A 25296-nucleotide genomic window follows, 5' to 3' on the forward strand; every position below is an offset into this window, starting at 1 on the left:
AAGCCTGCCCAAGAAAAATATCTCCCTGAAATCAAGACAATAGGACGTGTGCCCCCCAGTAAAAAAAACAGCCCTCACCTTTTTTTGGTTTTTTTATCCCGGCAAGGGAACAGACAGAATCTCAGTGATCCCGGGGCACCCTTTTGTTATGATGTCAAACAATTGCCATCCGCCTGACGACCCGCTTGAGCCTGAAACCCACCACCAACAACCCACAACGAGGTGCCCCATGAAACGACCCCGGATAGTGACGGTGTGTTCCCTCCTGATTGTCGGCCTTGCCCAACTGAGCCTTTCCGCATGCACTCCACCCAAAGAGAAAACCGACACCACCCCCCAGGCCACCCGGTCCGTCACCCTGGACTCCGGCCTCTGCCTTGAATACCTGGAAGCGGGATCCCCCGACGGCATGGCCGTTGTCTTTCTCCACGGCTACACCGACAGCCACGACTCCTTCAGCCGCGTAGCCCCCCTCATGCCCCGGGAGGTCCGTGCCTTTTACCTCACCATGCGGGGCCACGGGAATTCGGGCAAACCCGGGGCGTATGCCATGGAACTCTTTGCATCGGATGTCACGGGCTTCATGGATCGACTCGGCATTGAAAAGGCCGTGGTGGTGGGGCACTCCATGGGCAGCTTCATTGCCCAGGAGGTGGCTCTGTCCCATCCCGAGAGGGTCAGCGGCCTGGTCCTCATCGGCTCGGGCGCCTCGTGCAGCGACAACAAGGTGCTGGCCGAACTGAAAGCCTATGTGGATACCTTGAAGGACCCCATCGACCGGGGGTTTGTGCGGGAGTTCCAGGCAAGCACCGTGGCGGCCCCCGTGCCGGACGCCTTTCTGGACCACGTGGTGGACGAGAGCATGAAGCTCAAGGCAAATGAGTGGCAAAAAGTTCTGGCAGCCCTCATGGCCGTGGACCACCGGGAGCAGCTCAGCACCATTGCCGCCCCCACCCTGGTCCTGTGGGGCGAAAAAGACGAGGTCTTCGGCGCGTCCGAGCAGCTCTTTCTGGGCACCCACATCCCGGATGCGACCCTGAAGCTCTACGCCGACACCGGCCACGGGCTCCAGTGGGAGCGCCCCCAACGCTTCGTGGCCGACCTCTCGGACTTTCTCCAGGCAACACAACAATAAAAAACGCCCTGCGGTGAGTCACCACAGGGCGTCGTCTTCTTCGTGCCTTAAAACCGCTGTCAGACGAACTTCTGGGGCAAGCGCCCCAAAATGTGCTCGATGTAGCTGTCGTCGTCTTCGGGTACCAGCTCCAGGAGCTTGGTGCAGATGTCGATGGCCTCGCTTCGGGAGGCGGGGAGCACCTCCTTGATCTTGTAGATCAGGCTGTACTCGAAACGACTGATAAAAGACTCGATGTCGTGGTATTCGGGTTTCAGGGCGATGTCCCGGTCCCGGAAGGTTCCGGTGCCCGCGGGCTGCATCTGGAGCATGCTGGAGTGATTGCACACCTTGATGTACCCGTCGAGTTTCCGGGAGCTCACCACGCGCCCGTCGTCAAAGGTCATGCCCTCCAGATCTTCGACGATGGAGTTGACGGTGAAGGTCTCGGCCCGGACCATGTTGTCGTGGATAAAGGCGAGCATGCCGTCCCGGGAGGCACGGTCCCAGTCGATGTTGAGGCCGCTGAGCTTGGCGCGCAGCTTGGGAATGATGTCATCGGCCTCGTCCCTTTTGGGAGCCCTGTTTTCATACCGGGCGGCCTTGATGTAAAAATCCCCCACGGTCTCGCTGCGCTCCACGGTGGCGACGTCGTCCAGGGCAAGGATCAGGTCGATGAACTTGCGGAACCCGTACCGGGACTCGTCAAAGGACGAGGAGATGTGGCGACGGATCAGGGATTTGAGCTGGGCCCCCAGAATCCCCTGCTCCCCCACATGGCGCTCCAGAAGGTCCCGCAGCTGGGCCTTGAAGACGTTGAGCATTTCGGTGTTGCCGCCGCTGTGGGGCCTCAGCTCCGTGTCAAAGATATCCTGCAGGCTCTCGTAGTTCACGAAGCGGTCACACAGCTCGGCTAGGTCTTCCGAGGCGCAGTTCTCAGGCGAGACCCCCACGATCTCTTTGTTGTGCAGCTTGAGCTTTTTCAGGAGGTGAATAAAATCCCGGTCCCCGCTGACAATGACGTACCGGTCGATCTGGGGACGCTCGTAGATCATCTCCATGGCATCCACGGCCATCCGCATGTCCACGGCGTTTTTCTGGCCCTTGCCCAGGACGTGCACCAGCTCCACCCCGTGCTGGTAAAGCTTGAACTGATGCTGGTTGTAATCCCGGTGGCGCCAGTCCGCATAGGCCAGGGCCGTGGTGAGCTTGCCCTGGTCTTCAGAGATCTTCAGCAAAAGGGACGGGTCAAACAGCCCTTCGTCGCTGTCCGCCGAATTGTTGCCGCTCAACCCGCAGATGAGGTTTTCAAAATCGATAAGCAGTGCCGTATTTTTGAGTTTCATGCCCTTATTTTATTTCCCGATCGATGGTGCGTTCTTAAAAAAATCACGGCCCGTATCGTCCCGCAACCCCATCACCTTTAACACATGCGACAAAAAAAAACAGGGCGATCCGACCCCGCCGCCAAGGCCAGCGCATTAAAAAATCCGTTGCCTCCGGCGGGTCGCTTTTTGAAAAAAGCCCCGCAAAAACGTTCCGGTAAACGGAAAAATCAAGATGGGCCATGCAAGGTGGCTGTGCACACAAAAAAGCGGCGCCTGTTTGTCAAATGTTTCAAAAGGTTGGTGCCCGACGGGGCATCTGGACAGAAAATCTAAAGGAATCAGCCCTGACATGCAGCCCCCTGCCCGCCACTCGCGCCTTGAAATTTGCCACAAAGGGTGCTCCAATACAGACTTTACTTCTTTTTCTCAGCATCGGAGCACTGAATCATGGACATCTTTTCCTTAGCAGGCTTGGCCGCCGCCATGGTGGTGCTGGCCCTGACACCCGGCCCGGGGGTCCTCGCCACCGTGGCCACGGCCCTCTCACACGGATTTCGGGGTACCCTGAGCCTCATCGCCGGGCTGGTCACCGGCGACATCTGCTACCTCCTTTTCGCCGTCTTCGGCCTCTCCATGGTGGCCGAAGCCCTGGGTGAGTGCTTTATCCTCATCAAACTCTGCGCAGGGGCCTACCTGGCGTACCTCGGTATCAGACTCCTTGCGACACGACCCGATGAAAATGCCCGTGATTCGGCCCCGTCCACGCGCCGGTCCTACACCAGCGGGCTATTCATCACCCTGGCCAACCCCAAGGTGATCCTCTTCTACTGCGGGTTTCTCCCCGCCTTCATGGACCTTTCCGCCCTTACGCCCACGGGCATCGGCCTGACCACCCTTACCGTGGCCACGGTGGTCGCCTCGGTGCTCTGCGGCTACGCCCTGCTCGCGTCCCGGGCCCGGCAGGCCATGACCGGGCGGCATGCCGTTTCTGCCGTGCAGAAAACAGCCGGAGGCCTGATGCTCGCCGCAGGCTTCAAACTCGCCACCGACGTCATCACGGAATAAGAGAAAATGAAAAAAACGATCCCGGTCCTCATGATTGCCGTAGCCCTTGCCCTCTGCACGGGCTGCACCACCATGATCTCACGGGTCGTGGAGAAGAGCGCCCTGTCCAGCATGAAGGAAAAGCCCATCCACGAAGCCTTCTACGTATCCCCTGCCACCCGCTGCGGAGATACCGTCTACCGATGGTACCACCATGACGAGCTGGACAGGGACTTCGGCTCCTGGATTGAGGTGCTGGAGATCAACGGAGAAGAAATCCACCTGGCCAGTTACCCGGAAGGAGATATTTTCCTGCACCGGGTCCACTACTGGGTAAAAAACCACAAGGTGGTCAGGGCGGAGCTGCACTACAAAAACGAGGTCTTTCCCCTGAAGGTGGAACCGGCCCGGCCAAACGGTATGTTCACCGCCTTCGAAGCCCTGGACCTTGCAGTCCCCCAGGAGCTGACCTTAGGTGATACCACATACAGGGTCCACCGCATCGAAACCCTGAGCGTCCACGCCGTCACCTCGGCCATGGGCACCACCCACGGCACCGACTACAAGTCCATCCGGTACATCTCCAACGATGTGTCCATCGGCGCGGTGAAGGAAGAGACCTTCTTCAGCACCCAGGTGCTCCGGGACAACTGGGAATACGTCAAACTGGGCCTTAAGGCCCTGGACCCCATGCGTTCGTCCGCCGACACCCTCATGGGCCTTGTGCGCACCTTCCGGGAAAAAGAGAAAACCAATTTTCAGATTGAGTTTTTTCAGGAAAAAAGAGAGAAAAACGCGCCCGTGGCAAGCGCCGGGTAATACGCCCTGCAGGGGGCCTACTTTGTATCTATTCAGGGGCTAAAAAAACCTCCGGCGGCCCTGCCGGGGGCCAAACTTTTAAAAAGTTTGACAAACAGGTCTTAAGCAAGCCTTTCCAGGCCCGCCGGAGGCAAGCTGAATAGTTACATTTATCCAAGCATTTTTTTTAAGGTCTGTTTTGCTTAACGTTCTTGTGGTGCCGTGGCCCTTGGGCGAGTGCGGATTAAACGTTCAGCTTCCGGCAGGATCGCCGGAAGCATTGTGGCCACGGGGACCTATTTTTTGTAAATGGTCACCTTGGCACCCGGCATGACAACGGAAACGGGCTCGTACCCACTCCCGTTAAACTGTCGGCAGATCTTCACGTCGTAACCCCTGTAAAAATCTTCCCCGTCCACGTGGTAAAGCCCCCGTCCGGTGCCGCTTTTGCTCAAAGGAATCCCCAGGTCGTTTTTGTTAACATACCACTGTTCGGCCGCCATCCCGACATAGACGAGTTCCATCCCCCTGGATTTCGCGGTTTGTGCGGCCACCCGTTTCATGGCCGAGGTCTTGTAAGGATAGTCTGATTTTTTAAATTTCAGCTTCTTTCGAACAGATTTGACGGATGCTTTCAAGGTATCTTGAAATGCCTTGATTTCTTCGATTTTTTCTATGGGCACAGGAAGGCCCGTTGCCTTGCAGACGGCCCGTGTCTTGGTGATGCAATTGAGAGGCTCACCGAAATTCGTAAGGTGCAGGTCGTTGAGGATACCGGAGACCACCAGGTTCTTTTCAAGGATACCTGCATTGGCTTTGTTGAAAAAGGCAACCTGACTTGCCAAATCCTGATCAATGGTCTTCTGGGCCAGGGCATTTCTGTAGGCAAGACGGTTTTCTGCAAGGTCGAAAATAGATTTTACGGTTTCGCCCTCAACCTCCCTGTCCGGGTCCTGCTCCAGAAGCAGTGTGTACTTTTCCCGGCATGTCGCGTGAAAGGTGTCCAACGCGCCGAAATTTTCGAAGAGGGGTTCCAGGCTGACGAGGCTGTTTACGGTCTGGCCGTCCCGGCCCGCCTGGAGGTAACTCAGAATGCGTGCATTGTTTCGTACCTCGGACTCGAAACGTGTCCGGAGCCTGAGCATCTCGTTTTTCTTTTCAATGCCTTCCTTGCGCGCGGCAACGGCCCGGGTAACGATTGCGTTCATCTCGTCAAAGGTCTTTTTGGTTGCCTGTACCCCGGGGTCCTGCTGGAATTCCGGGCCGATTTTCACGTACAGTTTCTCCGCATCGATGAGGCGCCGCTTACAGATAGCGTAATCATTTTCCTGAAAAAACCGATCGGCTTCGGTCATTTTTTTCTCAAAACGGCTGGCGTATCTCTTTGCTTTTTTAAGCGCCTTGGAGTCCAGACCATAGGTCTCCGCTGACTCTGCGGATGCCGCTGCAACAACGGTTCCGGCTGTCGCTGTAGCGCCCATCTTTGCTGCAAGCGCTTCGTATCGAGCATGAATCGCCTGAACATCGGCCCTGTTTCGCTGGCCAGAAGGGATGGCTTCGTAGCTGGCAAGGGCCTTTTTCAAAAATCGCTTTGCATTTTTGGTGTCTCGTCGGTCCAGGTACTTCTGCGCCTCGGTGACCTTTTTATCAAACGTTTTGACCGACTTTTCCAGGCCGGCGAGGGCCTTGGCCTCATCCACCTGAGATGTGAGCTCATCAAATCGTTTCTTTTTGATCACGACGTCCGGGTACAACCGGTAAGGAGCGAGCATTTTGTTATAGGTACGTTCGGCATTGGCAAGCCTCTTGCCCGCCATGCTCAGGTTGTTCTTCTGAACGAACTGCTCCGCCTGATCGACCTGTTTCCCATACTGTGCGGAAAGGCGCTTTGCTTTTGCCAACTCCTTTGAACTGAGGCCTGCCGCATCGAACGTTCCTGCCGCAGCACCGGAGGCAACCAGCAAGACCATCATCACACACAGGCAGAAAAATCTGCCGACCATGGACACCCCTGTACTCTGTCTCATAACTCTCCTCATATCTTTATCTAAAAAAATGTCACCCAAACGCGTTTTGCTCACCAACGGTCACCAGTCCCACGTCATGTCCACCAGAGAAAAATGGAGCACCACACCGCCAGCAACCGGTAATTTCACGAATAAATCTGTCCCCGCACAAGTTGCAGGACATTGGGCCTTGTATTCCTTCCCAGCCCCACGATAAAGTAACCGCAGGCCATGAATGAATAGTGCGTTTTTTGTTTTCACTTAGTCACAGCGTAACGCGGGAAGACCTGTCATCACGATGCCCCCCAAACCACATCCCTCAAACAGGCCTTCCCTGGACGAGATATCCTTAGCCATTGAAGAGGCCAGCCATCTCGACACCCAGGAGGTCCCCGAAGACATTGGGCAGGGGCACACCCGTACCATCAACATCGGCGGTCGGATTCGCCTCATCAACAGGGATATCACCCCCAATGAAACCGCCACGGTCCACTACCGGAACAAACTCCCCGACCAGGCCACGGTGGGCGCCATTTCCCTCTACGGTGGTGCCCTGACCGACTTGAACAACACCCGATGCCAGCTGCACCACTGCCAGGGAAATTACCACTGGGGCCATATCCCCGAAGATGACGGCGGCATCATGTTTCGAGGCCAGGAGCGTTCCGGCATACTCTACCTGAGTGTAAGTCATGACCTGCTCACCCAGTTCCCCGAGTCCATGGAGTCCATTGAGCAAAGCAGCATCTGGCGGCTCATGACAGGTCGTGAGGACGGAGTATCCGCGCCCCGCTTCCTCCCCAACGACACCATCTCCACCCTGAGGGACCTGGTCGCCAGCCCCATAACAACCCCCTGGGACTGGATGCGTGTGGAGGCAAAGGCCCTTGAAGCCATCTCCACCTGTATTTTTCACTATGACCGCAATCCCGGTGACGCCTCGGAGATCCCCCTTTCACCGGATGACACACGGCACATCACGGACGCTCGGGACCTTTTGATCCATCGTATGGACAACCCGCCCACCATCGCCGAAATGGCCAAAGCCGTGGGGATCAATGCCTTTAAACTAAAAAAGGGGTTTAAGCAGCTCTACGGCACCACCTTGTTCGCCTACCTGCGATCCAGGCGACTGGACCGAGCTTACGAGTTCATCTCGTCAGGGGATATGAACGTTACGGAAGCCGCCGTTGAGGTGGGCTATGCCAACCCCAGCGCCTTTACCTCAGCCTTTCGAAAGGCTTACGGAATCAACCCCATTGACTGTCGGAAAAAGCACTTTCGGGTAGCCGGGCCCACACCAAAGGGCTGACCCGGAGCCCCACGCCGCAACCCCATGTCATTAGTCCAGCCGCAAAGCATCAACCACCTCCAGCGGGAGTCTTTTTAACGCTTAAAGGAATCCATCGGAAAAACGGGACAACAAGTGCACCGGTTGCTGCCCTCGTTTTTGGGGAACAAAGGACGAGGGTGCGACTTTGTCTTTGGGTAAATATGGGGTTGAGATGGGTTGGATGAAGGGGATGAGGCAGGTAGGAATCCGAGGCCAAGGGGTGCGAAACCGCAGGCCCCTTTTTCCGCCGGAATTACAAAGAAATAAAACAAACGCGACAGAACCCTTGCCAGAGAAAGGCTCTGGCCCGGCTACCGCTCCATGATCTCCACCCCGCAATCGATGGTGTAGACCATGCCGGAGATGGAGTTGTTTTCAAGAAGGCTCACCGAAAGGCTTGCCACGTCTTCTTTTCGTACGTTGGTTTTCAAGGGGGAGGCGTCCCTTGCCTTTTCCAGGAGCTCCAGGGTGTTGCCCACCTTGGCAAGGGAGTAGGTGGGGACAAAGCCGGGGGAGATGCCGTTGACCTTCATCTTCCTGGCCTTTCCCAGGGACTGGGCCAGGCCGCGCACCATGGACTCCAGGGCGGCCTTGGCCGCACAGACCACATTGAAGTTGGGTACGGCCACCCGCCCCCAGCGAAGGGAAACGGCCAGGATGGATGCATTCTCCCGGAATACGTCCAGAAGCCTTCCTGAAACCTCCACCAGGGAGAAGGCCCCTACCCGGATGGCGTCGGTGAACTCGCCCCATTCCACCTTCACCAGGGGCAAATTCAGCTTGGCCCCAGACGCCGTGGAGTAAGAGATCCCGTGGACCAGGGCGTCGAGCTTCACCCCTTCGGCCTTAAACGCCTCAACAAAGGCATCCAGGTCCTCGTCCTTCCTTGCGTCGTATTTAAAGAGCTTGCGGATTCCCAGGTCCTCGGCCACCTGCTCCACATCCTTTCGGGTCATCTCATCCTGATAGGTGGCATAGAGGGTGTACCCGGCCTTCTTCACCTCGGCGGCAATGGAGGTGCAGAGGCTCTCTGTGTTTCGAATCCCGATGATCAAGGCGTTTTTGTCCGTCATGGTCATGGTCTCCTTGAATAAAGCAAAAGCACAAAAGAAGGACGCCTCCGGCGGCCAAAGGTTTGACAAACAGGTATTTAGTGCGCTTTCGGCCCGTCCACACATGTTCGTATACCGCTTAATTTACCCGGGTTAAGCACATTCCCCTCAGGACTCCTTGCCCACACGGACCAGGACGCTGGACCCGCAATCCACCACGTACGAGCCCCCGTTGATGGACGGATTGGTGATCACCTCGTAGGCGATGTTTCCGATGTCCTCCAAGGTGGCGGTGCGATCCAGGGGCGTGGCGCTGCGCACGTGATTTATGAGGTCTGAAAACCCGCCGATGCCGCTGGCTGCCCGGGTCATGACAGGCCCCGGGGAGAGGGCGTTGACCCGGATCCCCTTGCCACCGAGTTCCGAGGCGAGGCCTCGGACCAGGGCCTCCAGGATGCTCTTGACCGGGCCCATCATGTTGTAGCCCTCCACCGCCAGGTGAGAGCCGATATAGGAGAGGGTCAGGATGCTGCAGCCCGGGTTCAACAGGTCCGCGTCCAGCATCCGCCGCGTGATCTCCACCAGGGAGAAGGCGGAAATCCGGGTCGAATCCCGAAAGCTCTTCCAGGACACTTCGTGGAGCTCTTTTCGTATCTCCGAGGCGTAGGCAATGCCATGGAGGATGGCATCAAGGCGCATGCCCCTGGCCCCCAGGTACGCCACAATATCGTCCAGCTGCCCGGTATTGCCCACCTCAAAGGGCAACAGGGCATCCTCCTCCACCCCCAGGGGGTCGGTCACGTCCCGGACATGGCGCAGGGCCTTTTCATTAAGATAGGTTGCCACGATCCGGTAGCCGTTTCGATGAAGCTCTTCAGCAATTCCGGCGCTTATACTCTCCCGGTTTGCGATGCCGATGACCAGAGCGTTTTTCTTTCGCATAGGTTGTCACTTCGCTGTGGGTGAAAAGCACGTCGAGCCGCAAGGGGACTCCCCTATTTTTTATCCGCCGTTGACACCGTCTTGGAAGCCGACCAGATACGATACCTCACCTCATACCCTTCCGGCGCATAGACCACGATGGGGAGTTTGCTGTTGTAGCGGACCTTTAAGGGGCTCCCCATGACAAAGGCCTCCACCTGGGGGGAACCCTCGGGCGGAGCCATCATCGTGCTCATCATGGCTGACGACCCCGTCACCTCGTAATAGGTGTACCCCCAGCCTTCAAGGGGGCGAGGTTCGATGGCGCTGCCCAGGCGCACCAGGTTGACCCCGTCGGTCATCATCATCTTGCCCGCCATAAGCTCCACCATGCTGGCGTCCTCTTCGGCTTTTGCCTTTTCAGGGAGCACGATCACAAAACGCTCCATGCCCTCCGAGGCTTCCGGAAAGGCTTTGAGCTGCCCGTGCCCTGCGCAGGAGACCGACCCGAAAACCATGAGAAACCCCAGAATCCCCGACAACATCACTGTTTTTTTCATCTTGACTCACTCCTCTGCCATAACCGTTCACAGCACTGGCCGCCCCGGAATCAGGACGACCCATGCCTCCTTAGTATACCGAAAACAATCCGTCGAGCATTCGTACCATGCCATATCCCGGCCCGGCGAACATTGATTTGCATCACAGGCGTGATATAGCCTATCTGGTATACAAACGGCACGTATGACGCCCGAGCCACCGAAACAACGACCACCCAGGGGACCCTGACTGCCATGAAAAAAACTGTCCTTCTTCTTTTCCTTCTCCTCCTGCTCCGGCCTCCGCTCCTCTCGGCCCGGGGTTTTACCGGTACAGGCATCTGCCCCACCCGCAGCCAAGCAGAAAAAGAAGCCCTTGCCGACCTCTCCCAGGCCATTCACGTGGAGGTGGTCAGTGACTTCAGCTCCGTGGTCACCCAAACAGCCACCACCGCAGATACCTTGAAGACCAAGCACCTCCAGATCTCATCCCGCCTGCCTCTTCTGGGGGCAACGGTGTCCGTTGTGCCTTCGGGCACGGAGTTTTCAGCCACGGCACGCCTCTCCGAAGACGCCCTGCCCCTGTATTCAAAAGAGATCACTGAGACCTGCCGGTCCATCACCCGGGCCCTGACCAGGGCAGACACCTTCGGAAGCCATGCGGAGAAAATCGCCGTGCTCGAAGAGGCCCTCACGGCCCTCGACCGGTTCCAGCGCCTCAGCCTCGTGGCCCGTCTTTTGGGTGGAACCGCCCCTGCCGCTCCAGAGGTCACCGAGGCCGGTCTCAAAGCGCGCATCCGAAAGCTGGAGCAGAAGGCGGATACCCTTGACGACGGACTGAAACGCATGGCCGGGCACTTCACCCAAAAAGGGATCTATGTCTTTCCCCCCGCCACGGGCACGTCCCGCGAGGTCACACCCTTTGCAAGCGCCGTCAAAAATCACCTCTCGGTCTTCCTCGACACCTGCCCGACCCCTGCCACAGCCGCCTTTATCCTCACCGGTGAGTACACCGTCACGGGCCAGGGCGTGGAGCTCACCTGCCGGCTCATGGACCGACAGCAAAACACCCTGCAAACAGCCATGGCCTGTTTTCTCCCCCCTGCCTGTCAAGGCTACCGGACACAGCCCGAAACCCTCGATTTTCAAAAACTCATTGCATCGGGCATGGTGGTCTCCAGCGACTTTTCCGTGGACATCAAAACCGCGGACGGGCGAACCGACCTCCTCTACACATCCGGTGAGTCCATCACCCTGCTCATCAAGATGAACCGACCGGGCTACTTCTACCTCATGGGCCACGCCTTCAAGGAAACCCCGTACACGTACCTGGTGGAACTAAACGATGCCCCGGGGGATCGCAGGTTCATCGCTTACGTGGGCCCGGACGATGCCGGGAAATGGATTGAACTCGGCGAATTCGAAGCTGTGGCCCCCTTCGGGGTAGAGACCGTTCAAATCTATGCCGCCACTGGCGACCTTGAAGCAAACGTCCCCAGAACCTTCCAGGACCCGTCTACGGGCCTGTTCAAGGTCGGCAGCCCCGAAACGGGAGGCTCGCGCCCTTCCAACGCCGTGGCGACCACCCGGGGCCTCATGCGGAAAAAGAAGAAGGAGACCGCACACGCCGAAGCAAGCCTGACCATCACCACCATGGCACGATAGTCTGTCTGGTTCATGGGGAAACCACCGCACCAAAGCAGTAAATTTTATTGCGGATGACTACATTGAAAAACCCAAACCGCTCAATGTGGCGGTAACCTCAGGGCAGGGGATACCTTGCCAGGGTTTCGGCCTCGGCTTCACAGTCACCGGACGGGGCAAGGCCCTTGGCAACGGCCACAGCATACTCGGCCTTGGCCGCCGCCAGGTCCGCGCAGAACGTGGGATCCGCGTGCAGCTTCGCCACGGTGGCCGCCCCCATGAACCGCCCCTCCATCACATCACTGTACCAATGATAGTTACAGATAACCCGACTCTCCCCAAAGGCCCTGCCGCGGGCAATGATCCTGTCGGCGCGTTCCGGGGCAATCTCGGTGAGGATCAGCGCCCAGGCCCACCCAATGGCGGTGTGACCCGACGGATAGGACCCGTCGTTTTTGAAATGGTCCTCATCCTTGGGAAAACAGGTGGGCTCTGCCTTCGCCGCAAAGGGGCGCACCCGCTTGTAGTGGTCCTTGGCCGCGTAGGTGGACAGGCCCGCATCGGCCAGGCTTCGCCTCAACAGGCGATACAGGTAGGGGGTTTCCTCTTTTGTAATGGCGATCCCCAGGGCACAGGAGAAAGTCTCGGCCGCGGCGGGAAACATCCACTCCGCATCCACGGCAGCCAGCTCCCAGCGAGGCGTATCCACAAATTTACTGCTTAGCTTCTGAACATCGGTGTCCAGGGCAAAGGCGGCGGACCCCTCTTCCGGGGGAAGGGGAATCAGGGCCAGGCTGTTGGGCAGGGCCTCCGAGGGCAGGTACCCTTTAAGAACTCCCGGCTTTATCTCGGAAACGTCTGCCATGGGTGAGGGCGTGTCGGCCGTTGCACAGGCAGACAACAAAACAGCCCCCATCAGGAAAAACATCGCACGTCGAAAGAACATCCGGAATCCGTCAGTCATCTTCATAGAAACCTCCAAGTCCTTTTTGTCATTCCATCATGGATTCATGCATGCCTCCGGCAAAGAGGCAAAGGAAACGCAAAGACAGAGCGCTCACGGATGCCGACGGGGCAGCGTTGGAATCACCGGCATGTGGTCTCCGTATGATGCAGGAAAGGCCGTCTCCCATGGACGGGCAAACTCAGAAGGGCCGCTTGAATGGATTATCAATGGTTGGACAACAGGTTGTGGCAGGAATAGCAGGATGTAAACAGAGTACCCTTAGTGCCTGATAAAAAACAACAAAAAAAGAGAGGTCGTCCCCGGACGGGTTGGTTTCAAAGAGAATTCGCCCCCATCCACAGGGTTAACGCATGTAGGTTTTTGCCTCCGGCGGCCCTGCCGGGGGCCAAACATTTGAAACGTTTGATAAACAGGTTTTGTTCTTTGAGGATGCGTCCCTGCAAGGCATAGCCCCTCTTCTTTTTTTATTACCGGAACGTTTTTGCGGCTTGTCACGGCGTAGCCGAAGGCGAAGACGGAAGCTTTTTTCAAAAAGCGACCCGCCGGAGGCAACTGAATTTTTAAATGCGTTGCCCCTGCCCCATCCACGGGGATGGTTGAACCCGGATCAAAAGGAGGGTATAATAGCCCCCATCGCTGCCTCGCCGCACGGCAGCAAAAGGACACATCGGAATACGGTTGGACACGGCGTCAGGCGCATGTTCCGGGCATGCCCGGATGACAGTCGTGCACCGCAAGGCGCGCAACCTGCGTAATCGATCTTCAGCAATACTCTCCCAGCATGTAGATAGAGCCTGATCAGCACCGGGCCTGACCGTTCATCTTAGGTGACGAGTCGCCACCTTTTACCCGGCAGGTTTACTTTGTTCCCGTTTAAAACCATACAGTTTCAGGGCCATCCCCACCGGCTCCGCATCACGCCGCCGCACCTGCAGACCAGGGGACGGGGCCGCCGTGCGCAAATTGACGGAATGCGATTATTCGAGGCCACGACACACCCAACCAACCAACCAAACCATGCATAAAAAGGCCAAAAACCATGGAAAAATCGTTTACTCGACGAGACTTGGAATCCGGTGAGTACAAGGTCATTTCCAAGGGACGCTGGGGCAACGCGCAGCTCTATCAATACACAAAGGGGCAAACCACCTGGGTTGTCAAAGACTTCTCCCGCTGCCCCCCGGCCATCAAAAAGACCTGGGGACGCCTGATGGCCAAAAGGGAATTTCTGGCCCTGAAAAAACTCAAAGGTCTTGACGGCATTCCTGCCGACCCATTTTTTCTGGATATGTATGCGGTGTGTTATCAGTACCAGCCCGGTACGACCTTGAAGGAGACCCCTGCGGAATTGATCAGTGACGACTTCTTTTTTGAATTTGAAGACCTGGTGAAACGCATGCACCGGCACAACATGGTGCACCTGGACATTCGGAACCACCGGAACATCCTGGTGACGGACAAGGGCCGACCGGCCCTTTTGGATTTCCAGTCCAGCCTGAACCTGGAAAACACCCCCCGGGCCCTGCACAAGCTCATGAAGGACATCGATTTGTCCGGGGTTTACAAAAACTGGCGCAAAAAGAAACCCGGCTCCCTGGACAGAGCCCGCCAGGAACACCTGGACGCCTTGAATCGCATTCGCTTTCTATGGTTTCTCAAAGGCTACCCCTTGAGCACGAAAGCAAGCCGCAGGGCCTGACCCCCTCCCTGCAGCGTTCCCAGGGCCTCAACCGGACCGGAGAAGAACAGAGACAAAGAGCAGGGCATAACACAGACAGGGAAAGACAATGTTGGTCACCACGTTGTTCTGCACGACACTTTCCCTGTTAAAGGACCACAACCCGGCCGGATCAAACCGTTTCATTCCCGGGCGGTACGGGCGAACGTCCCGGCAGTACGCCGTGTACTCCTCTCCGAACAGATCTTCCAGAATCCGCTCTTCACGCCTTACCCTGTTGACCATGTAAAAATAGTAGACAATGGAAAGCACCGCCAGCCAAAAGGGGCTCCCCGTCATCATCACGATCCCGAACACAAAAAGATACCGCCCCAGGTACATGGGGTTTCGCACAAACATATACGGCCCGGTGACGGTGAGCCGTTTGCGGGTTTTGATGGTGGACATGCACCACAATTGAATCAGTTGCCCCACCACCGACACCAGCAGGCCGGGCACAAACCAGCCGGGCTCCACCCGGACAAGCAGCAGCACGAAGAGCAGCCCCCCCAGGGGAACCCGCAACGCAAGGAGGGTTTTTCTCAATGACTTGTTGTTGAAAAGAACATGAATCGGGCCTGCGACATTTTCCGGCATGACACCTCCCATAAATGATGATTTTCGTTCCTTTTTTCAACAGCACTGTTTTTATGGTATCAATTCTTCCACAAGTCAAACCCTTTTTCGCAACGGGCCGTCGCCCGACTTACCGAAAGCGGCAGGCAATCGGAGAGAGGAGATAGAAGGGGTCTTTAAGGCAGATGTCCATCCGGCCCGTGCGTGTCATTAACGCACAGGCCGGATGTTTTTATTGGGGGGCAGGAAAATTATTCGAAGGATGCGATAAAGGACTTGATCCGTTCAATCGCCTTGGTGCGGATGGTGTCCTCTTCGCAGAGGATCTCGTGGTATGCGGCGTGCTTTCCGTTGATATCCGCATCAAACCGGACGTACTCCCTCAGCACACCGGGCCGGAGACCGTCCGCAAAGGTCTCATGGCCTTCGGATGTGGTAAAATGATCGTCCACCGCTTCAAACAGAAGAAGGGGCGTGGTGATTTTCCAGGCATTGCGGCGGAGTTTGAAAATGGCGGCATAGCCCTCTTCCAGCCAGCGCCAGGTCACACCGATGATGGCACCGCCCGCAAGGAGCTCCGGATTCTCGGAAAGGTACTCCTCATTGACCAGCCAGCGCTTGTAGCTGTGGGTGACGGCCTCGGAGAAAAACCGCTCCTGGCCCTCCTCGTAGCCCACGTCCTGTCCGAAATCTTCGGGGGCCTCCTGCTTCAGGCCATACTCTTTCCCCTTGCCGGCAATGACCTTGCCCAGGGCCAGGGCGTATCCGGCTTCATCGGACATCTTGATGAAGTCTTCGGTGTTGATCCCCTGCATGGGTGCGCACAGCACGGCCCCGTCAAAGACGTTCGGGTACTTTTCCAGGTAAAGGCTCCCGATGCCCCCGCCCATGGAGTGGGCCACGAGAAAGAGTTTCTCATGCCCGTCCCGTCTCCGGACGATGTTGCTGATCAGGTAGTTGGCATCTTCCACGTAGTCGTCGAAATCCTTTACATACACCTTCATGGGATCGGGAAGCATCCTGCCTGAGGCGCCGTGCCCCCTGTGGTCCAGGAGGTAGATGGCGCACCCCGTATCCCTCATGTCGTAAACAAACTCAGCGTACTTGGTGAGGTTCTCGGATTTGCCGTGGAAAATAACGATGGCCCCCTTGTCCGAGTCTGTCTGAAAGGCCCTGTAAGCGATGTCCACACCGTCGACACCTGTAAAATAACCCTCTTCGCCCGTCTCGAAATACGGCATGACCGTTGATCTGTAATACTCCCTGTGGAGGGCAACCTCCTCCTGGGTATCGATGTCGAACACCTCTTTGCACCCCACGCCCGTGAACATGACACCCACCACGAGCAACACGGCGCACAGCCTTGAAATACGATGATTCATGGACAATCCCTCTGTATTGCATTGATATATGGTTCTACATGCCGTCGGGGGCGCAAAACCGCCGCCTCCAACGTTCTCCCTTATACGCAACCTTTCCCCATCTTGAACACATTCGCACAGCAGGACTACGGCGACCCCGGACAAACATTGTTTTACATCCGACCGCATGGGGCTTCGACCCGCCATAATGTTCATAACTCAACATGTAATGTTCGTAAGATTACATCACAACAGAGAGATTGTGTATACTCATTTTTTACCAACAAGGGGATAAAATACTGAGAGAGCCGGTGATGAAGAGTGCCGATCCCGGCACCGCCCATGGTCAAAAAAGGCGTGTTCAGGCCATGGCACCAGGCCTTTCAAAAACATGAATACACCTTTAAAATGGGCATCACCACACATATAGCCCATACCCCCGCCATTTGATTCTCCGCAGGGGCCCCGTGCCATTCAGCTAGAACACAGGCCCGACACAAAAAAGAAACGGAACATAGCTAAAAAGCGTTGCCCTGTATTTTCGGATACGAAAAACCATTCTTCCCAAGGACAGGGGCGATAGCGATCATTGACGGGAGGCACTGGGGTCCGGTTGCCCCACCCACCGACGCGAGGAAGCGGCTCCGGCCTCCCGCGCCCCGGTAAGGGCTTGCCAAAACAGAACCTTAACTATAAAATATTATTCCAAATCAAACCGCCGCCCAACCATTCCCCAAGCCCCCCGGCGCAATACATGTCAAGCCCCCATCCCCCGGAGCCCCTCCAGCCAACCAGCTGCCCAACAGGCGGTGGCAACAGAAGATACACCCCTTTCATTTTCCAGCCCCACCAACACATGGTTTTGTGAACCCTTACCCGCAAAGGAGCACATCATGAAAGCGTACGGCGCAGAATTTATCGGCACATTCTGGCTGGTTCTCGGCGGATGCGGAAGCGCAGTCCTGGCAGCGGCATTTCCCAACGTGGGAATCGGTCTTCTGGGGGTCTCCCTGGCCTTCGGCCTGACGGTTCTGACCATGGCCTTTGCCATCGGCCACATCTCCGGATGTCACCTCAACCCGGCAGTATCCTTCGGCCTCTGGGCCGGCGGCCGGTTCCCGGGTAAAGAGCTGGTGCCCTACATCGTGGCCCAGGTTTTTGGCGCCATTGCTGCAGGCGGGATCCTTTACCTCATTGCCAGCGGCAAGCCCGGATTTTCCCTGTCCGACGGCTTTGCGTCCAACGGATACGGAGCGCACTCACCCGGAGGGTACGGCCTGCCTTCGGCCCTGGTATGCGAAGTCGTCATGACCGCCATGTTCCTCGTCGTCATCCTGGGTGCCACGGATCCGCGCGCCCCCAAAGGTTTGGCCCCCATTGCCATCGGCCTGTGCCTTACCCTCATCCACCTGATCAGCATCCCGGTGACCAACACCTCGGTGAACCCTGCCCGCAGCACGGGTGTGGCGGTGTTTGTCGGCGACTGGGCAGTGACCCAATTGTGGCTCTTCTGGATAGCTCCCATCATCGGGGGCATCCTCGGCGCGACACTGTATCGCCTTATCGGACGTGATGAAGCCTGAATGACGGGACAATCATAAGAGTCAGGGAAACGGTGTGGGCCGGCCACCTGAACCCAAAACACACAAGGAGCGTATCATGCGATTCGCAAGATTACTCGGCTTGACAGTCATCGCTTTATCCATGGGAACCTTTGCCTGCGCCAGTGGCATTGTGCATGACGGCGAATACAATTTCGTCAAAGCACAATACAGCGATGCATGGGCGGAACAGGACAAACAGATTGACACAAAACTGACGGAAATCCGGGAAAAGAACGGAGGAAAACGACCCAATATCCTCTACATCCTCATCGATGACGTGGGATTCGGAGAATTCGGCATTCCCGAACTCAACTATGTCCGAGGCACCCAGACCCCCCGCATCAACAAGCTGGCCGACGAAGGATTGTCGTTTATGCGCATGTACACCGAGCCCTCGTGCACCCCCACCCGTACAGCGATGATGACGGGGCGCCACCCCGTGCGAACCGGCCTCAAAGAGGTCAAGGTGGCCCTTGTGGGCGAAGGACTGTCCAAAGGCGAGGTGACCATTGCGGAGGTGCTCTCCAAGGCAGGGTATGCCACGGCTCATATCGGCAAATGGCACATGGGCGACATCAAAGAATCCTATCCCCATAACCAGGGATTTGACTTTGCGGCGTTCCCCCTGAATCAACAGGTTCAACTCTCCTTGATGACCGAGGATGCGGAGCAATCCAATGCCATGACGGGCTATGCAAAAAGCTCCTATACGGATCCGTTCGCGCTGGACAAAAAGTTCAAGCCCTTTGGCCTGGTGACGGGTGTTGAGGCGTACAAAGGCAAAGATGCCCATGAGGTAGGAATGGAGGCCGGAGAGCAGTGGACCCAGGAAAAATACAATGAGATGAATCAGCGCTACCAGACACAGACGCTGGAGCAGTTACGTACCCTGGCCAAGCAGGAAAAACCCTTCTTCCTTCAGTACTGGCCCCTGATTCCCCTGAATTTTGCGCGGAATGACCGAGAGCAGTTTCTCATGCAAAACGGCGGCACCATGGTGGAGAGCATGAACCAGCTCGATGGCTGGGTGGGTGAGATCCTCGACGAGCTGGACACCCTCGGCATCGCAGACAACACGCTGGTTGTCCTGATGAGCGACAATGGGCCGTTCCTGATGGGATACCAGAAAATAACCGGCATGAGCGACATGATCTACCGGGGCGGCAAGACCGACCACCTTGAAGGCGGGGTGCGTGTCAATGCCTTTGCCCGATGGCCCGCAGCCATCAAGCCGGACACCCTGGCAGGGGACATGATCCATGTCTGCGACCTGTATACGACCTTTGCCCGTTTGGGAGACGCCACCAAATACATCCCCACGGACAGGATCATCGACGGCATCGACCAGACAGCCCTGCTTATCGAAGGGGAAGGAAACGGCCGAAGGGATTATGTGTACATTTATGAGGGTGTCGTCCTGCGCTCCATCGTCAAGCAAAAATTCAAGATGCACATGCCGGCCCCCGGCTTGCCCGGAGCAGCCGCACCGGTCTTTGACCTTGCAAGGGACCCCCGCGAAATGACCCCGTTGATCGAAGCCGCACTGTGGTCGGGTGCCAGCTTTCAGGACATGCTCCAGCGCCACATGATGGGCATCAAAAAATACCCCCATGCCAAGGGCGGAAAAGACAAGCCCTATGAAGGCATTGATAACTTACGGCCCGAATCCCTGGATGCCGTGGAAACCTTTATGTCCTGGCATTGAGTTGTCCGCCTTCGGACAGATCCTGCCCCCGAAAGGTCGGAAAGCCCGGTTTCAGGGCTCTCCGACCTCTTTTCTTTAACAGGCCACCCCCCTGGCCCGGGCCTTGCCAAACCGGGTAAAACGTACTACGCATGGCCCACAAGCCGGACAAGCCACTATCAAAACGCTGTGCCCGGTTTACCGGAAGCAAAGGTCAAAAGGCCCCACACCGAGAAACATCAGCCAGAAAAAGGCAGGACAACCAGAATGACCGCAATATTGGACCATGTTTTCATATTTGTCTCCGAAGGAGCGCCTGAAGCCGATTGCCTGCTGACCTTCGGATTCACCGAAGGCACCCCCAACACCCACCCCGGCCAGGGCACATCCAACCGAAGGTTCTTCTTCAACAACATGATGCTCGAATTGTTATGGGTCAGCAATGTGGACGAAGCGAAACGCGACGTGACGAAACCCACCCGGTTTCTTGAGCGATGGAGCAGACGCACCCGGGACGCCTCTCCCTTCGGCATCGTCCTTGGCGCCCCTTCAGGAGACCTTCCCTTCGACACATGGGACTACGCCCCCGACTACCTGCCCGCAGGCCTCTCCTTTGCCGTGGGTACAAACTCGGACAGACTCGCCGAGCCCATGGTTTTTGCCATGCCCTCCGGCGGGCAAAAAGTCCTCAGCACAAAAGGGCAGCCGCGCCAGCAGCTGCCCCTGTTTAACCAGGTGTCCTCCATCTGCGTACGGATGCCCGCCGAAGCGCCCCGCTCATCCGTACTGGAGCAACTCGGCAACGCATCAAAGGAGATACGCTTCGGAACCTCAGACACCCACACCATGGAGATCGTCTTCGATCACGGGGCCGCAGGCAAATCCCACGATTTTCGCCCCCACCTGCCCCTTATCATAAGCTGGTAGCCACGCTCCGGCCCGGGCGCCTGACGCCATGCCCCAGCCCCCGGTTGCCTGTCCTCACCGGCAGGCAGCCACATGTTTTGCCTTTTTCCCGCCCCCACCTTAAATCTTCACCAGGCCCCTCCGGGCGCAATTTTCTTCAAAACCCAGCGGACTTTTCCTGCTATAGTCCCTATCCACAACCTACAGCTGCGCAATCCGCTTTCGAGGCACACACCTCGCCGCCGGAAGCGTGTTTTTTTGCCTGATCACAGAAGGATCCACAAGCCATGACATCACACAAAAACCACCTCCCCCTTCTCATTTTTGCTGTTCTGGGCGTCGTCTGGGGAAGCAACTTCATCTACATGAAAATGGCCGTGGACCTGATTACCCCCGGGCAGGTTGTGCTGTACCGGGTATTATTCGGCTTCGTCCCCGTGCTGGCCTATGCCGGAATGAGGCGGGACCTGCGCCTTGGCCACCTCCGCCATGCGCACCACTTCCTGGTGATGTCGGTCCTTGCCACAGCCTTCTACTATTACTGCTTTGCCAAGGGGGCCAGCCTGCTGCTCTCCGGCATTGCCGGGGCTGTCAGCGGGGCGATCCCCCTCTTTGCCTTTGTCATGGCCGTGATCTTTATCCCCGAAGAAAAGGCCACGGTGCGCAAGCTATGCGGCGTGCTCGTGGCCCTTGCCGGGGTGGTGCTCATCTCACGACCCACGGGCCAGGAGGTGCTCACCACCAACCTGGAAGGGATCGGCTACATGGTGGCGGGCTCACTGGGCGTGGGGGCCTCCTTCGTCTATGCTCGAAAATTCATTGTCCCCCTGCACATCCCGGCAGCGGCCCTGACCACCTACCAGCTCGGCTTCGGCCTCCTCATCCTGGCCCTTGTCACAAACACCTCGGGCATCGGGCGCATCTGGACCGCTCCCCACGCCTCCATCGGCCTCGTCGTGGGCCTGGGCCTTCTGGGAACAGGCTTTGCCTACATCCTCTACTACTACATTGTGGACACCATGGGCGCGGTGGCAGCCTCGTCCGTCACCTACCTGCCCCCGGTGGTGGCCCTTTTTATCGGCGTTCTCCTCGTGGGCGAACCCATCACGCCCGCAGACTTTGCGGCCACGGGCATGATCTTTGTCGGGGTGTTTCTTCTTAAGGAATAGCGATGGAACCCATAAAAACGAAAGAGCCTCCGGCGGCAAGGTGAGCCACCTTGAAAGCTGATTGCCGCTGCGCTTAAAGAAGAACTATGCCCCGTTGAGGGCATGGGCCAGAATCCTGCGGCTCACCTCAGGGGTCACGTCACCGGTCTCGGACAGGGCCACCATGCCGTGGGCTTCCAGGGCTTTCACCACGTCATCGATCTTGTCTTCGGTCACCCCGTAGTCGGAGAGCCGGGTGCGGATGCCCAGGGACTCGAAAAAGGCCCGGGTCCTTCCGATGGCTTCGTCGATGCGGCTCTCCTCGTCTCCTTCGGTGATGCCCCACACCCTTTCGGCATACTGGAGAAGCTTGCCGCGTTTCTGCTCTTTTCTCAGGGTCCAGATGGAGGGCTGAAGCACGGCCAGGGTCTTGCCGTGGTCAATGCCGAACATGGCGGTGAGCTCGTGACCGATCATGTGGGTTGTCCAGTCCTGGGGCACCCCGGCGCCGATGAGCCCGTTTAAGGCCATGGTGGCGCACCAGACAAGGTTGGCCCGGGCGTCATAGTCCTCGGGGTCTGCCAGGGTCTTTTCCCCCACCTCAATGAGAGTCTGGAGGATGCCCTCGGCCGTGCGATCCTGAAAACCTGCCGATACGGGGTAGGTGACATACTGCTCCACCGTATGGATAAAGGTGTCCACGATGCCGTTGGCCACCTGGGTGGGGGGCAGGGTAGCGGTCAGGGTGGGGTCCAGGATGGAAAATACGGGGAAAGACAGGGGGCTGAACACAGGAAATTTACCCTTGTTATGGCTGATGACGCCGCCGGAGTTCATCTCCGAGCCTGTGGCGGGAAGGGTCACCACCGTGCCCAGGGGAAGGGCCGTCTCCACCGGTACCGGGTTAAACCCGCAGGCCAGAAGCTCTTCGGGATTGCCTTCAAAACCGGAGGCCAGGGCCACGAACTTGGTGCCGTCCATCACCGAGCCGCCTCCCACGGCCAGAAGGAAATCGACCTTCTCGGCCCTGACCACGTCCACGGCCTTCATGAGGGTGGTATACTTGGGGTTCGGCTCGATGCCGCCGAAGGTCACCACGTCCCGCTCTTTCAGGGCTGTTGTTACTTTCTCCAGGGTTCCGAAGCGCTTTACGCTGCCGCCCCCGTAAAGAACCAGCACCTTTGCCCCTTTGGGGACGAGGGTGTCCAGCTCTGCCAGTCTGTCCTTGCCAAAAACAATACGTGTCGGGTTATAAAAATCAAAATCAAGCATGGATGCATTCTCCCATTAGGGTTTCAGTTTATTGCTGTAAATACAATAATACATCGCCTTTTTATTGGAATACACAATCCTCGCGAAATCATGCCCATTCCTGCTTATCAAAGCAGAACCAGGCTCTTTGTGGTAGACTGTTTTTCATCCCGGACATCAGGCAAAGGTCACAAGCGCAAGGAAGCACCATGACAACAACCGCAGAACTCATGAACAGGCTCGCACCCTCGGTGGGGCTCAACAACACCCGTCTTGACGGCGTGCGAATCTACAAAGCCACCCAAAGCTCACCACGTTCCCCCCTCCTCTACACCCAGGGCATCATCATCGTTGGGCAGGGAAAAAAACGGGTCTTCTTAGGGGAGACGGCCTACGAATACACCCCGGACCGCTACCTGGTCATGTCGGTTCCCATTCCTGCGGAATGCGAAGCCCCGGCAACCGAAGAAGAGCCCTTTCTGGCCATGCTCATCGACATCAACCTCACCCACGTAAGCACCGTCATCGGCAAAATGGGAGATCACCTCCCCCCCTTTGCCGCCACCGGTGACACCAGCCGGGGCCTCTTCCTGGCCGAAGCCGATGCCCCCTTCAAAGAGACCACCGCCCGCCTTCTCAGGGCCCTGACCTCTCCCATGGAGACTGAGGTGCTCGGAGACGACCTCCTTAAAGAGCTGTTCTTCCGGGTCATGTGCGGAGACAACGCCGCCTCCCTCTACGCCCTGGCCGTGAAAAACACCCACCTCTCCCGCATCGACAAGGTCCTCAAACAGATCCACAGCCACTATCACCGCCCCATGGACGTGGGCCAGCTCGCCGGCCTGGTGAACATGAGCCCGTCGGCCTTTCACCGCGCCTTCAAAGAGGTCACCGCCTCCTCCCCCATCCAGTACATCAAAAAGGTCCGGCTCAACAAAGCCCGGGACCTGCTGGTCCTCTCCGGGGCACGGGTCAACGAAGCCGCCACCCAGGTCGGCTACGAATCCCCCACCCAGTTCAGCCGGGAGTTCAAACGCTATTTCGGGGAGAGCCCGGTGGCCTTCAGCAATCAGGCGGCCCGCGCCACAGCGTCACAGGTCGGCTCGGCATCCCGCTTGTAGATCACCGCCCCGCACATGGCGGTAAAGGGGGCCACGGTCACAAGGCCGATGCTGCCGGAGAGGGTGTGGATGATCTCCGAGGAGACCCACGGGGTGTTGAGCATGACGGACAAAGACACATTCTGGGCCATCATGGCCATGAGAAGGGAAGTAAACCCGCCGGAGTAGGCCAGAAGGAGGGTGGTGGTCATGGTGCCGAGGACGGAGCGCCCCACCCGAAGACCGGAGCCCATGAGAGCCACGGGAGAGAGGGTGGCGTCCACACGGGCCACCTCGGCCATGCTGGCGGCAATGTCCATGGCAAGGTCCATCACGGCTCCGGATGAGGCAAGGAAAATCCCTCCGATAAAGATCATGGAAAGGGAGAGGTCGGCGTGCCCGGCGTAAAGCAGGGCCTCGGAAAAAGGTTTCACGGCTCCATTAAGGTGAATGACCTTGCCCGCCACAAGAGCAATAAGGCAGGTGGCAAGGATCCCCAGGGTGGCCCCGCAAAAGGCGGTGAGCCCCAGGCGGTTGAGACCGCCCACCAGAAAAATCACGGAAAAGTTGAGTATCATCACCACGCCGAAGGAGACAAAAAGAGGGTTCCACCCCGCCAAAAGAGCCGGAATCATTACCTTCCAGATCATGGCCCCCGTCAGCACAAAGGAGACCAGGGCCCGGGCCCCGGTCTCTCCCCCCGTGATGAGGAGCAGCCCGAAAAAAAGGGCCACCATCACCCAGAGCCCCGTAAGCCGGTAATGGTCCCGCGGGGTTACGTGGATGATCTCTCCGTCCTCCCCCACGGTGAGGACGGCAAGAAGGCTGTCCCCTTCCCCGTAAAAGGCGTCGAGCTCCAGCTTGCCCATGAGGTTGGAGGCTGCCGAAATAACCTCTCCGGCATAGGGTCCGTTTTCCACCCGCAACTCCAGCTTCTGGAACCCGGTCTTGATGAGCCCGTGCTGCAGCACCTGGCCGTTGTCTGCGGAAAGCACCGTGGCCCTGCACCTCACCCCGCCGTCATCGGGCCTGTCCGCAGGCCAGAGAAGCAGCACCAGGGTCACCAGCACAAACACGCCCAGGGAAACCCGCTCCCGTTTTTTTGTCATCTTCATATCCCCTGGTTCGCGAATGCTCCAATCCTCGTGCCTCGGATTGTCGCATTCGCTTACGGGCTGCGCCCGTGATTAACGGAATTATTAC

General features: G+C 57.6%; 21 protein-coding genes. 11 read left to right on the forward strand and 10 right to left on the reverse strand.

What is annotated here, in order from left to right:
* The first annotated feature begins 229 nt into the window (after positions 1–229).
* On the forward strand, positions 230–1135 hold the full coding sequence (locus MSL71_RS04550; protein ID WP_180137460.1) for an alpha/beta fold hydrolase: 906 nt from the start codon (positions 230–232) through the stop codon (positions 1133–1135).
* 59 nt (positions 1136–1194) lie between these two features.
* On the opposite strand, the gene MSL71_RS04555 is transcribed toward MSL71_RS04550, so the two are convergent.
* The gene (locus tag MSL71_RS04555; protein WP_180137461.1) at positions 1195–2460 is read right to left on the reverse strand and encodes an NYN domain-containing protein; all 1266 of its coding nucleotides are present in this window, start codon (positions 2458–2460) and stop codon (positions 1195–1197) included.
* Positions 2461–2889: 429 nt separating this feature from the next.
* On the opposite strand from MSL71_RS04555, the gene MSL71_RS04560 reads away from it, so the two are divergent.
* Together MSL71_RS04560 and MSL71_RS04565 are read left to right on the forward strand one after the other, a co-directional pair.
* On the forward strand, positions 2890–3507 hold the full coding sequence (locus MSL71_RS04560) for a LysE family translocator (RefSeq protein ID WP_180137462.1): 618 nt from the start codon (positions 2890–2892) through the stop codon (positions 3505–3507).
* 6 nt (positions 3508–3513) lie between these two features.
* Positions 3514–4305, forward strand: a complete 792-nt coding sequence (locus MSL71_RS04565; protein ID WP_180137463.1) for a hypothetical protein — start codon at positions 3514–3516, stop codon at positions 4303–4305.
* A 275-nt stretch (positions 4306–4580) separates the two neighbouring features.
* On the opposite strand, the gene MSL71_RS04570 is transcribed toward MSL71_RS04565, so the two are convergent.
* Positions 4581–6311: a hypothetical protein gene (locus tag MSL71_RS04570; protein ID WP_180137464.1), complete on the reverse strand. Its 1731-nt coding sequence runs from the start codon at positions 6309–6311 to the stop codon at positions 4581–4583.
* Between the two features lie 277 nt (positions 6312–6588).
* Between MSL71_RS04570 and MSL71_RS04575 the strand changes: the two genes are divergently transcribed.
* On the forward strand, positions 6589–7602 hold the full coding sequence (locus tag MSL71_RS04575; protein ID WP_180137465.1) for a helix-turn-helix transcriptional regulator: 1014 nt from the start codon (positions 6589–6591) through the stop codon (positions 7600–7602).
* A 332-nt stretch (positions 7603–7934) separates the two neighbouring features.
* Here the strand turns inward: MSL71_RS04575 and MSL71_RS04580 are convergent, their stop codons facing one another.
* The 3 genes from MSL71_RS04580 to MSL71_RS04590 form a co-directional block, all read right to left on the reverse strand.
* On the reverse strand, positions 7935–8696 hold the full coding sequence (locus tag MSL71_RS04580; protein ID WP_180137466.1) for an SDR family oxidoreductase: 762 nt from the start codon (positions 8694–8696) through the stop codon (positions 7935–7937).
* A gap of 147 nt (positions 8697–8843) precedes the next feature.
* Positions 8844–9617, reverse strand: coding sequence for an enoyl-ACP reductase FabI (locus tag MSL71_RS04585; RefSeq protein ID WP_180137467.1), 774 nt, complete (start codon positions 9615–9617; stop codon positions 8844–8846).
* A 53-nt stretch (positions 9618–9670) separates the two neighbouring features.
* Entirely contained in the window at positions 9671–10156 is a 486-nt protein-coding gene (locus MSL71_RS04590; RefSeq protein WP_180137468.1) for an ecotin family protein, read from the reverse strand.
* A 234-nt stretch (positions 10157–10390) separates the two neighbouring features.
* Between MSL71_RS04590 and MSL71_RS04595 the strand changes: the two genes are divergently transcribed.
* Positions 10391–11800 carry an LPP20 family lipoprotein gene (locus MSL71_RS04595; protein WP_180137469.1) on the forward strand — a complete coding sequence of 470 codons (1410 nt, stop codon included), beginning with the start codon at positions 10391–10393 and terminating at the stop codon, positions 11798–11800.
* A gap of 97 nt (positions 11801–11897) precedes the next feature.
* Here MSL71_RS04595 and MSL71_RS04600 read toward each other — a convergent pair whose 3' ends face one another.
* On the reverse strand, positions 11898–12749 hold the full coding sequence (locus MSL71_RS04600; protein WP_246317704.1) for an acid phosphatase: 852 nt from the start codon (positions 12747–12749) through the stop codon (positions 11898–11900).
* Positions 12750–13785: 1036 nt separating this feature from the next.
* Here MSL71_RS04600 and MSL71_RS04605 point away from each other — a divergent pair.
* The gene (locus MSL71_RS04605) at positions 13786–14445 is read left to right on the forward strand and encodes an RIO1 family regulatory kinase/ATPase domain-containing protein (protein ID WP_180137470.1); all 660 of its coding nucleotides are present in this window, start codon (positions 13786–13788) and stop codon (positions 14443–14445) included.
* Positions 14446–14472: 27 nt separating this feature from the next.
* Here MSL71_RS04605 and MSL71_RS04610 read toward each other — a convergent pair whose 3' ends face one another.
* Both MSL71_RS04610 and MSL71_RS04615 read right to left on the reverse strand, forming a co-directional pair.
* Complete coding sequence (locus MSL71_RS04610; RefSeq protein WP_180137471.1) at positions 14473–15060, reverse strand: methyltransferase family protein; 588 nt, start codon at positions 15058–15060, stop codon at positions 14473–14475.
* Positions 15061–15290: 230 nt separating this feature from the next.
* On the reverse strand, positions 15291–16421 hold the full coding sequence (locus MSL71_RS04615; RefSeq protein WP_180137472.1) for an alpha/beta fold hydrolase: 1131 nt from the start codon (positions 16419–16421) through the stop codon (positions 15291–15293).
* An 872-nt stretch (positions 16422–17293) separates the two neighbouring features.
* Here MSL71_RS04615 and aqpZ point away from each other — a divergent pair.
* From aqpZ to MSL71_RS04635, 4 genes are all read left to right on the forward strand, one after another.
* On the forward strand, positions 17294–17983 hold the full coding sequence (gene aqpZ, locus MSL71_RS04620; RefSeq protein ID WP_180137473.1) for an aquaporin Z: 690 nt from the start codon (positions 17294–17296) through the stop codon (positions 17981–17983).
* A gap of 76 nt (positions 17984–18059) precedes the next feature.
* Positions 18060–19709 (forward strand): sulfatase-like hydrolase/transferase, encoded by a 1650-nt coding sequence (locus MSL71_RS04625; RefSeq protein WP_180137474.1) that lies wholly within the window; start codon positions 18060–18062, stop codon positions 19707–19709.
* A gap of 246 nt (positions 19710–19955) precedes the next feature.
* Entirely contained in the window at positions 19956–20615 is a 660-nt protein-coding gene (locus MSL71_RS04630; protein WP_180137475.1) for a VOC family protein, read from the forward strand.
* Positions 20616–20881: 266 nt separating this feature from the next.
* Positions 20882–21763 (forward strand): DMT family transporter, encoded by an 882-nt coding sequence (locus MSL71_RS04635; protein ID WP_180137476.1) that lies wholly within the window; start codon positions 20882–20884, stop codon positions 21761–21763.
* 84 nt (positions 21764–21847) lie between these two features.
* Here MSL71_RS04635 and MSL71_RS04640 read toward each other — a convergent pair whose 3' ends face one another.
* A complete protein-coding gene (locus MSL71_RS04640; protein WP_180137477.1) occupies positions 21848–23014 on the reverse strand; it encodes an iron-containing alcohol dehydrogenase in 1167 nt (388 codons plus the stop codon).
* A 188-nt stretch (positions 23015–23202) separates the two neighbouring features.
* Between MSL71_RS04640 and MSL71_RS04645 the strand changes: the two genes are divergently transcribed.
* Positions 23203–24114, forward strand: a complete 912-nt coding sequence (locus MSL71_RS04645; RefSeq protein WP_180137478.1) for an AraC family transcriptional regulator — start codon at positions 23203–23205, stop codon at positions 24112–24114.
* On the opposite strand, the gene MSL71_RS04650 is transcribed toward MSL71_RS04645, so the two are convergent.
* Positions 24063–25202 (reverse strand): YibE/F family protein, encoded by a 1140-nt coding sequence (locus tag MSL71_RS04650; RefSeq protein WP_180137479.1) that lies wholly within the window; start codon positions 25200–25202, stop codon positions 24063–24065. The genes MSL71_RS04645 and MSL71_RS04650 overlap by 52 nt on opposite strands.
* Positions 25203–25296 lie beyond the last annotated feature (94 nt).

Origin of the sequence: Desulfoluna butyratoxydans (genome assembly GCF_900699765.1) — a bacterium.
Taxonomy (GTDB): domain Bacteria; phylum Desulfobacterota; class Desulfobacteria; order Desulfobacterales; family Desulfolunaceae; genus Desulfoluna; species Desulfoluna butyratoxydans.

What these genes read in the sequence shown, in the direction of transcription:
- MSL71_RS04550 (WP_180137460.1), top strand. Translation starts at nt 230, where the DNA reads ATGAAACGACCCCGGATAGTGACGGTGTGTTCCCTCCTGATTGTCGGC.
- MSL71_RS04555 (WP_180137461.1), bottom strand. Translation starts at nt 2,460, where the DNA reads ATGAAACTCAAAAATACGGCACTGCTTATCGATTTTGAAAACCTCATC.
- MSL71_RS04560 (WP_180137462.1), top strand. Translation starts at nt 2,890, where the DNA reads ATGGACATCTTTTCCTTAGCAGGCTTGGCCGCCGCCATGGTGGTGCTG.
- MSL71_RS04565 (WP_180137463.1), top strand. Translation starts at nt 3,514, where the DNA reads ATGAAAAAAACGATCCCGGTCCTCATGATTGCCGTAGCCCTTGCCCTC.
- MSL71_RS04570 (WP_180137464.1), bottom strand. Translation starts at nt 6,311, where the DNA reads ATGAGACAGAGTACAGGGGTGTCCATGGTCGGCAGATTTTTCTGCCTG.
- MSL71_RS04575 (WP_180137465.1), top strand. Translation starts at nt 6,589, where the DNA reads ATGCCCCCCAAACCACATCCCTCAAACAGGCCTTCCCTGGACGAGATA.
- MSL71_RS04580 (WP_180137466.1), bottom strand. Translation starts at nt 8,696, where the DNA reads ATGACGGACAAAAACGCCTTGATCATCGGGATTCGAAACACAGAGAGC.
- MSL71_RS04585 (WP_180137467.1), bottom strand. Translation starts at nt 9,617, where the DNA reads ATGCGAAAGAAAAACGCTCTGGTCATCGGCATCGCAAACCGGGAGAGT.
- MSL71_RS04590 (WP_180137468.1), bottom strand. Translation starts at nt 10,156, where the DNA reads ATGAAAAAAACAGTGATGTTGTCGGGGATTCTGGGGTTTCTCATGGTT.
- MSL71_RS04595 (WP_180137469.1), top strand. Translation starts at nt 10,391, where the DNA reads ATGAAAAAAACTGTCCTTCTTCTTTTCCTTCTCCTCCTGCTCCGGCCT.
- MSL71_RS04600 (WP_246317704.1), bottom strand. Translation starts at nt 12,749, where the DNA reads ATGAAGATGACTGACGGATTCCGGATGTTCTTTCGACGTGCGATGTTT.
- MSL71_RS04605 (WP_180137470.1), top strand. Translation starts at nt 13,786, where the DNA reads ATGGAAAAATCGTTTACTCGACGAGACTTGGAATCCGGTGAGTACAAG.
- MSL71_RS04610 (WP_180137471.1), bottom strand. Translation starts at nt 15,060, where the DNA reads ATGCCGGAAAATGTCGCAGGCCCGATTCATGTTCTTTTCAACAACAAG.
- MSL71_RS04615 (WP_180137472.1), bottom strand. Translation starts at nt 16,421, where the DNA reads ATGAATCATCGTATTTCAAGGCTGTGCGCCGTGTTGCTCGTGGTGGGT.
- aqpZ (WP_180137473.1), top strand. Translation starts at nt 17,294, where the DNA reads ATGAAAGCGTACGGCGCAGAATTTATCGGCACATTCTGGCTGGTTCTC.
- MSL71_RS04625 (WP_180137474.1), top strand. Translation starts at nt 18,060, where the DNA reads ATGCGATTCGCAAGATTACTCGGCTTGACAGTCATCGCTTTATCCATG.
- MSL71_RS04630 (WP_180137475.1), top strand. Translation starts at nt 19,956, where the DNA reads ATGACCGCAATATTGGACCATGTTTTCATATTTGTCTCCGAAGGAGCG.
- MSL71_RS04635 (WP_180137476.1), top strand. Translation starts at nt 20,882, where the DNA reads ATGACATCACACAAAAACCACCTCCCCCTTCTCATTTTTGCTGTTCTG.
- MSL71_RS04640 (WP_180137477.1), bottom strand. Translation starts at nt 23,014, where the DNA reads ATGCTTGATTTTGATTTTTATAACCCGACACGTATTGTTTTTGGCAAG.
- MSL71_RS04645 (WP_180137478.1), top strand. Translation starts at nt 23,203, where the DNA reads ATGACAACAACCGCAGAACTCATGAACAGGCTCGCACCCTCGGTGGGG.
- MSL71_RS04650 (WP_180137479.1), bottom strand. Translation starts at nt 25,202, where the DNA reads ATGACAAAAAAACGGGAGCGGGTTTCCCTGGGCGTGTTTGTGCTGGTG.